Annotated in this window: 8 protein-coding genes; 2 read left to right on the plus strand and 6 right to left on the minus strand. The window is 71.3% G+C overall.

What is annotated here, in order from left to right; translation table 11 throughout:
• The first annotated feature begins 104 nt into the window (after positions 1 to 104).
• Positions 105 to 668: a GNAT family N-acetyltransferase gene (locus tag J0670_RS26180; RefSeq protein ID WP_207814131.1), complete on the plus strand. Its 564-nt coding sequence runs from the start codon at positions 105 to 107 to the stop codon at positions 666 to 668.
• On the opposite strand, the gene mycP is transcribed toward J0670_RS26180, so the two are convergent.
• The 4 genes from mycP to J0670_RS26200 all read right to left on the minus strand — a co-directional run bounded on the left by mycP (position 662) and on the right by J0670_RS26200 (position 4654).
• Entirely contained in the window at positions 662 to 1876 is a 1215-nt protein-coding gene (gene mycP, locus J0670_RS26185; protein ID WP_207814132.1) for a type VII secretion-associated serine protease mycosin, read from the minus strand. The two genes, J0670_RS26180 and mycP, sit on opposite strands and share 7 nt — an antisense overlap.
• Positions 1877 to 1951: 75 nt before the next feature.
• The gene (locus tag J0670_RS26190) at positions 1952 to 3322 is read right to left on the minus strand and encodes a hypothetical protein (RefSeq protein WP_207814133.1); all 1371 of its coding nucleotides are present in this window, start codon (positions 3320 to 3322) and stop codon (positions 1952 to 1954) included.
• A 77-nt stretch (positions 3323 to 3399) separates the two neighbouring features.
• Positions 3400 to 3840 (minus strand): hypothetical protein, encoded by a 441-nt coding sequence (locus tag J0670_RS26195; protein WP_207814134.1) that lies wholly within the window; start codon positions 3838 to 3840, stop codon positions 3400 to 3402.
• 97 nt (positions 3841 to 3937) lie between these two features.
• Positions 3938 to 4654 carry an endonuclease V gene (locus tag J0670_RS26200; RefSeq protein WP_207814135.1) on the minus strand — a complete coding sequence of 239 codons (717 nt, stop codon included), beginning with the start codon at positions 4652 to 4654 and terminating at the stop codon, positions 3938 to 3940.
• A gap of 201 nt (positions 4655 to 4855) precedes the next feature.
• Here J0670_RS26200 and J0670_RS26205 point away from each other — a divergent pair, with 201 nt between their 5' ends.
• Positions 4856 to 5116, plus strand: a complete 261-nt coding sequence (locus J0670_RS26205; protein WP_207814136.1) for a hypothetical protein — start codon at positions 4856 to 4858, stop codon at positions 5114 to 5116.
• A gap of 55 nt (positions 5117 to 5171) precedes the next feature.
• Here J0670_RS26205 and J0670_RS26210 read toward each other — a convergent pair whose 3' ends face one another.
• Positions 5172 to 5885, minus strand: coding sequence for an RDD family protein (locus tag J0670_RS26210; RefSeq protein ID WP_207814137.1), 714 nt, complete (start codon positions 5883 to 5885; stop codon positions 5172 to 5174).
• A gap of 151 nt (positions 5886 to 6036) precedes the next feature.
• The coding region (locus J0670_RS26215; RefSeq protein WP_207814138.1) for an RDD family protein at positions 6037 to 6537 on the minus strand (501 nt) is incomplete at its 5' end.

Raw genomic sequence — 6537 nt, forward strand, 5'->3', positions numbered from 1 at the left:
GCATCGCCCAACCCGACCTCGCCGTCGCCGCCGTCGTAGCCGCCGCAGCCGTCGCCGACTAAATCCCTGTACGAACCGGCCCCCGACGCCCCATTCTGAGGCCCATGACCAGCGACCTCTCCGCCCTCTCGGTGAAACCCACGCTGCACGGCCCCACCATCCGCCTCGTCCCCCTCGACGCCCGGCACACCGACCCGATGTGGGAACTCTGCGCCGACCCGGAGACCAACCGCCTCACCGGCACCCGCACCGCCTTCACCCACGAGCAGATCCGGCACTGGTGCACCACCCGCCCCGACCAGCCCGACCGACTCGACCTCGCCGTCGAAGACCCCACCACCGGCCGCTTCCTCGGCGAGGCCGCCCTCACCGACGTCGACCCCGACAACTCCTCCGCCAGCTACCGGATCGCCCTCACCCCCGACAGCACCGGCCGCGGCATCGGCACCGAAACCACCATCCTGGTCCTGCGCCACGCCTTCACGGCCATCCGCCTCCACCGCGTCCACCTCGAAGTCTTCGAGTACAACGAACGCGCCGCCCACACCTACCGCAAGGCCGGCTTCACCCTCGAAGGCCGCGCCCGCCAGGCCCACCACTGGGACGGCCGCCACTGGGACGTCCTCCACATGGCCGCCCTACGCGACGAATGGCTCCCCACTCACTGACCGGTCCGACGCCTCACCCGCACCACCACGGCCACCACCAACCCCAACACCACGACCAACCCGGCAGCCGCGGCCCCGATCACCAACCCGGCACTGTCGCCGCCACTTCCGTCGGCGCCGGGTTCGGGGGCCGCCGCCGGTTGCTCCGTCGCATCGGTTTCGTCGTCGGTCGGCGGGGTGCCCTTCGACTCCGGGCGCTTGACCAACGGGTTCTCCTTGGGCCCGTTGTCCACAGCCGGATTCGCCTCCAAGGCCTTCGCCGGCGACACAGTCCCGTATCCGTAGTGGTTGTTGGGCACCACCGTCCCGTTGGCGGGAGGGGTGGCCGACTTGATCATCCGGTTGATCACCTGGCCCGCCGACAGGTTCGGGTACTTGGACCGGATGAGCGCAGCGGTAGCCGAGACGTAGGCGGTGGCCTCCGAGGTACCGTCCCCGAGCCCATAGCTCGTCGAGGACTTGGCCGTGGCGTGGTAGATGTCCACACCAGGCGCGACGAGCGTGGTCTCGGGACCCGATGTGGACCTGTCCCACACGGCCCCGTTGGAGTCCACGGCCCCGACGGCCACCACCCCCGGGAAGGCGGCCGGATAGTTGACATCCATGTTCGCCCCGGTGTTACCCGCAGCGGCGACCAGCACGACATCCTTCGAGACTGCGTAGTTGACGGCCTTGCGCAACTGCGAGTCGAAGCGGAAGTCCTTCCCTCCGAGGGAGATGTTGACGACCTTCGCACCGTGGTCCACCGCGAAGCGAATCGCATCCGCGAACGCGGCCGGCGGAGGAGCGGAATCATCGCCCTTCGTTCCGACCTTCACCGGCAGAACTTTCGCCTTCGGAGCCAGGCCCGCCACCCCTGCCTGTGCCCCGTGCCCATGCCCTGCGATCAGGCTCGCCATAGAGGTGCCATGACCGTCACCGTCCACACGACCGTCCGTGTTGCCACCGGAGAAGTCGGCCCCAGGAAGCACCTGCCCGGTCAGATCCTGGTGATCTTGATTCACCCCGGTGTCGACCACCCCGACGACCACCCCGTCACCCTGGCTCACCCCCCAGACCTTCGTCTCGGCCTCGAAGGTCTTCAGAGCCCACTGCTGGTCCCTGATCTGGTCAGCCGATGCCACCGGTGCGGCGACGGACCAGACCAATGCCCCAGCGGCAAAGACCGCCGTACCACGCGCCAACAGGCGGCTCGTCAAACCGGTCACCCCACTCAACGATGCATCCCGCAGATCACCGACCTGCGGGATGCGACAGATCACCCGTCCGGTTGCGGACCGGCCTCATTCCACCACGTTCGGATTGGCCGGCTTGTCCGACGCCCAGGTCTCCTCGTCCTCGACGAGGTAGTCCGGCCTCTTGCCGTCCTTCCCCCGGTCCTTCTTACGACGCTGTGCCTCGCTCATCGGGATGCCGGGAGACATGACGCCCGCACCACGGGCCCCGGGTTCGGCGCTCATCCGATTCCGTGCCCCCAGCCCGGATCCGCCTTCCGTGAAAGCCTGCTTGCCCCGTGCACCGGCACCAGGAGGCGTGGTCTCACGGACAGCGCCACCGGGCCGGGCCAGAGATCCGCCGGTCTGATGAGCGCCGGACGCCCCACGGCCCCCGGCTCCAACGCCCGGATGAACCTCACCAACGGCTCGGCCTCCGCGTGGACCCGAACCCTCCACCGGCGTCGCTCCACCGGGGAACCCCTTATCGCGGAATCCGGTCCTGCCCTGCCCGAAACCGGCCCCGACCGGTGCACTCTGCCCGACCGGCCCCACAGGGCTGCCGGTCATCTGCCCACCGCCGCCCGCGATCGGCCCGCTCGCTGGCCCCGTGGACGACGTCGCGCTCAGGCCTGACGTCTGGGTCCCGGAGGTGAGGGGGCTCGGCACGCTTCCGCTCGGACGGGAGACCGGCGTGCCCGAGATGCCGGCATCGGGGTTTCGGCTCGCTGTAGTCGACGGCTTCGGCGGGGCCTGCGCCGTACCTCCCCTGATTCCCGGGTCGGTCGGGGCGGACGTGCTCCTCGGCGCATTGCCGGACACCATCGATGGCGCAGAAGTCCTGGACCGCTGCGGTGCGGTGACAGTCGCCGACCTCGCCGCCGTTCCCCCGACCCCGAACGCGGTTCCCGAGACCATCGCGGCTGCTGCGGTTGCCGCCCCATCCGGATCGTTCTGCGTTCCCTTGTCGGGATCTCCCGACTTCGTCGGTTTGGAGTTCAACGACGGCGCCTTCAGCGCCGGGGTCGCGATGCGGTAGTGCATCGCGAGGGTCTGCATGACGGCGGCTGCTTCGGCCTTCTTCTGGTCGGTGATCTGGATGTGGTCGTCCTCGGTGCTGAAGAAGTCGCCGAGGGTGTCCTTGACCTTGTCCCAGTTGCCGGGTTCCTCGGGCATGTCGCGCTTGGCCTTGGCCATCGCCTCGGACATGTTGTGGAGGGTGTTGGCCGCGTCGTTGGCGTAGGCGGCGGCCTCGTTGATGTCGGCGGCGAGGGTGAGCATCGCGGTGTGGAAGGCGTCGCTGGTGGAGCCCTCCCAGGAGGTGGCGGCCTCGGTGCTGACGTTGGTGAGGGTCTTGCGGATCTCCTTGAGGGTGGTCGCCGCCTTGCGCCAGGGGTCGCCGGCGGCCATCACCGCGCCGGGGTCGAGGGCCTGCGCCATCGTGCGGAGCTGGGCGTGGCTGTACTTGGTGAAGTCGGTGTAGACCACGGGTGGTTCACCTCCGGTCGGGCGACGGGCTAGATGGTGGCGTTGCCGCGCTGGGACGGGACCCGGTTCGCCTGGTAGGCGGTTTCGCTGGTGGCGGAGGGTTGGGCCACGGACCAGCCGTCACCGGCGAGTTTGAGCTTCTTGCCCACGTGCTGGTCGTGTTCCTCGTAGTTGGTGGCGGTCAGCTCGGCGTTGTGCTGGGCGTCGTCGATGGCGCTCTGGAGCTGGTTCAGCACGTCGCGCAGCGCGTCCCGCATGGTGCTGTAGCGGCCGTGGATCTCGGTGGCCTCGGCGAAGGTGCCGAAGGCGTTCTTTCCGAGGCCGCTGCGCCCGTGGGTGGCGTTGCCGTTCGCGTCCTTCTCGAACTCCTTGAGCAGCAGCCGTACCTGCCCCGCGAAGGTGCGCAGTTGCTCGATCTCGACCCGGTAGCCCTGGCCGGATCCCCCGGTCGAACCGGTCCCCGCTCCCACTTCGGCGCCTCCCCCGTGCGTCCGTCCTTGGTGGTCGGGGCCGGGCCCCGGTGCCTCATGTCTAACACACCGGGCCCGAATTCCGCCCGGGCCATGGTCAGTTCGAGGACGTCCCGGTGCGCTGGGCCTCGGCCAGGGCGCGGCGGCAGAGGGAGTCGGCGTGCCGGGTGGTCTCGGGCAGCCGGTAGCGGCGGGCGAGGTCGAGGGTGGTGCGGACGGCGGTGTCGAGGCCGATGCGGTGGCCGACCGAGACGAAGACGGGTTTGACGCCGGGTCGGGTGCGCACCGCGCGCCCGACCTCCTCGCCGGTGGCGGGGTCGGTGAGCGGGGTCCAGGCGCCGCGTTCCGGGCCGGGTTCGCGGTGGTCGAAGGTGAAGGGGGTCTTGGCGACGCCGAGGGTGCGCAGTCCGGTGAGGACGCCGAGGTGGCTGGCGAGGCCGAGGCGGCGCGGGTGGGCGAGGCCGTAGCCGTCGCAGACGACGGTGTCGGGGGTGCGGCCTAGCGCGGCCAGCGCGTCGAGGACGGCGGGGAGTTCGCGGAAGGCGAGCAGTCCGGGAACGTAGGGGAAGGCGATCCGGCCGACGGCGGTGGCCTCCTCGACGACGTCCAGGGTGTCGCGGTCGAGGAGTACGGCCGCGGCGGCGACGAGGTCGTGGTCGTCGTCGTACGCGACGTCGACTCCGGCGATCAGCCGGCCTCCGAACGCGTCGCCCTCGGACGCTTCGTCGTCGACGGCCCGGACGAACGGCCGCAGCCGTTCCTGTTCGGCGAGCGCCTGGGCCTCGGTGGTGGGCCAGTCGGCGGGGATGGGCACGGTCGGTTCCCCCGATCTGCGTGACGTGGACGGTCCCCACCGTACCGAGGAGGTCGGACGACCTCGGGGTGAGCCCGTGCGCCCCCTGTGCTCCCGACCCTGCGGGCTAGCCTGGACGTACCGAACTCCCTTGCCGGGCAGGCCTCCTGGAACCGGCACCACTCCCGCTCGTTCCCCCCGACGTGCGAAGGATCCCCCGTCATGCCGCGTCCGTCCGCCGCCCGGCTCTGCCTCGGCACGTTCACCGTCGTCGCCACCACGGTGGCACTACTGGCCGTCTCGGGCGCCTCGGGCGTCCTGGAGGTCGCGGTGCTGGTGGGGTTGGCGCTGGCGCTCGGCACCCTGGTGACGGTGTTCTCGCCGTCCGCCTCCGGCCACGCGGCCGGGTCCGCCAGGGGCTCCTCCGGCCGCGCCGAGCACTCCCCCGCCCCGGCCGGACACGGGTACGCCCGGCAGCGCTGATCCGCCGCCGGGCGTCGTCGCCCCACCCGTCCGTCACCCCACCCCTCCGTCGCGCTCAGACCTCGGTGGTGACCACCACGGTCTTCGCGGCCTTGTCGTGGATGCACTGCCGGTACGGCTTGTCGAAGACGCCGAACAGCCCGTCGACGAGCCACCACAGGGCGGCGCAGCAGACCACGGCCGGGAGGATGAAGACGGCGGCCCTGGTCCAGGCGGCGGACTGGGTGGGCTTGCTGCCGTCGACCAGCATGGCGACGCGGATCTTCATCGCCTTCTTGCCGAGGGTCTGGCCGTCCCGGCTGAGCATCAGGGCCTCGTAGACGAGGTAGATGGCGCAGCCGAGCCAGAACGCCTCGGTCGAACCGTTGCGCGTGCTGAGGTCGGTGAAGGGCCCGACGATCACGACGCCGACGATCTGCATGAGGACGTAGTCGATCAGGCGGGCGACGATCCGCCTGGGCCAGGTGCCGATCGGCGGCATCCCGGGGGCTGGCCCGGCTCCGGGGGTGCCGTACATGCTGGGGCCGCCGTCGTAGCCGCCGGGCGGGGGCTGGTCGTAGGGCTGCTGCCCGTACGGGTTCTGACCGTGGGCCGGTCCGGCGCCGGGTGCTCCGCCGTAGGTGCCCTGGTAGGCACCGGGGCCCTCGGGCGGGGTCGGGCGCGGCTGCTCGCCTTCCGGCGTGCCGCCGCCCGGGGGCGGGGGCTGCTTGTCGAAGGAGGGCTGACCGCCCCCCTCCGGCTGGGGGCCTGAGGGGTCTTGGGTGCTCATCCCCCGAGTAGAACATCACACATTCTTGGCGTTTGGGACATTTTGTTCGTTTTGCCGCCTGACGGCCGGAACGGACCCGTCGCCCCGGAACGGACCCGTCGCCCCGGAACGGACCCGTGACCCCGTGACCGGGCCCGGCAGGTCGGCGGCGTCAGCCGCGGACCACCCGCGTCCGGGCCGCCCGGTCCTGCCAGCCGCGCCGTGCCGGACGGTCGAACACCGGCCAGACCAGGCCGAGCAGCAGCACCAGCCCCAGCTGCCTGACGGCCCACCGCAGCAGCGAACGTCCCAGGCTCAGCCGGGCCCGCCCGCCGGGAGCGGCGTCCACCACCCGGATCCGGGCCAGCCGCTTGCCGAAGGTCTGGCCGGTCCGGGCGACCGGCAGCACCTCGTAGAGCAGGCTGGCGAAGAGCAGGATGCCGAGCAGGACGGCGATCTTGCCCAGCACCACGTCGTCCACCAGCCACACCTGGACCTGGCGGCGGGTGAGGGCGCTGGCCATCTTCGCCTGGTCGAGCTTCTGCTGGAGGTGGTCGGAGACCGAGCGGCCGAGCGGGATCCCGGCGGCGACGGCGACCACCAGGAGGACGGCGGTGTCCACGGCCCGCGCGGCCAGCCGCCTCCCCAGCCCGGCGGGCCTGGCGGGGGCCGC

This window comes from Streptomyces sp. FH025, from assembly GCF_017427025.1.
Taxonomy (GTDB): domain Bacteria; phylum Actinomycetota; class Actinomycetes; order Streptomycetales; family Streptomycetaceae; genus Kitasatospora.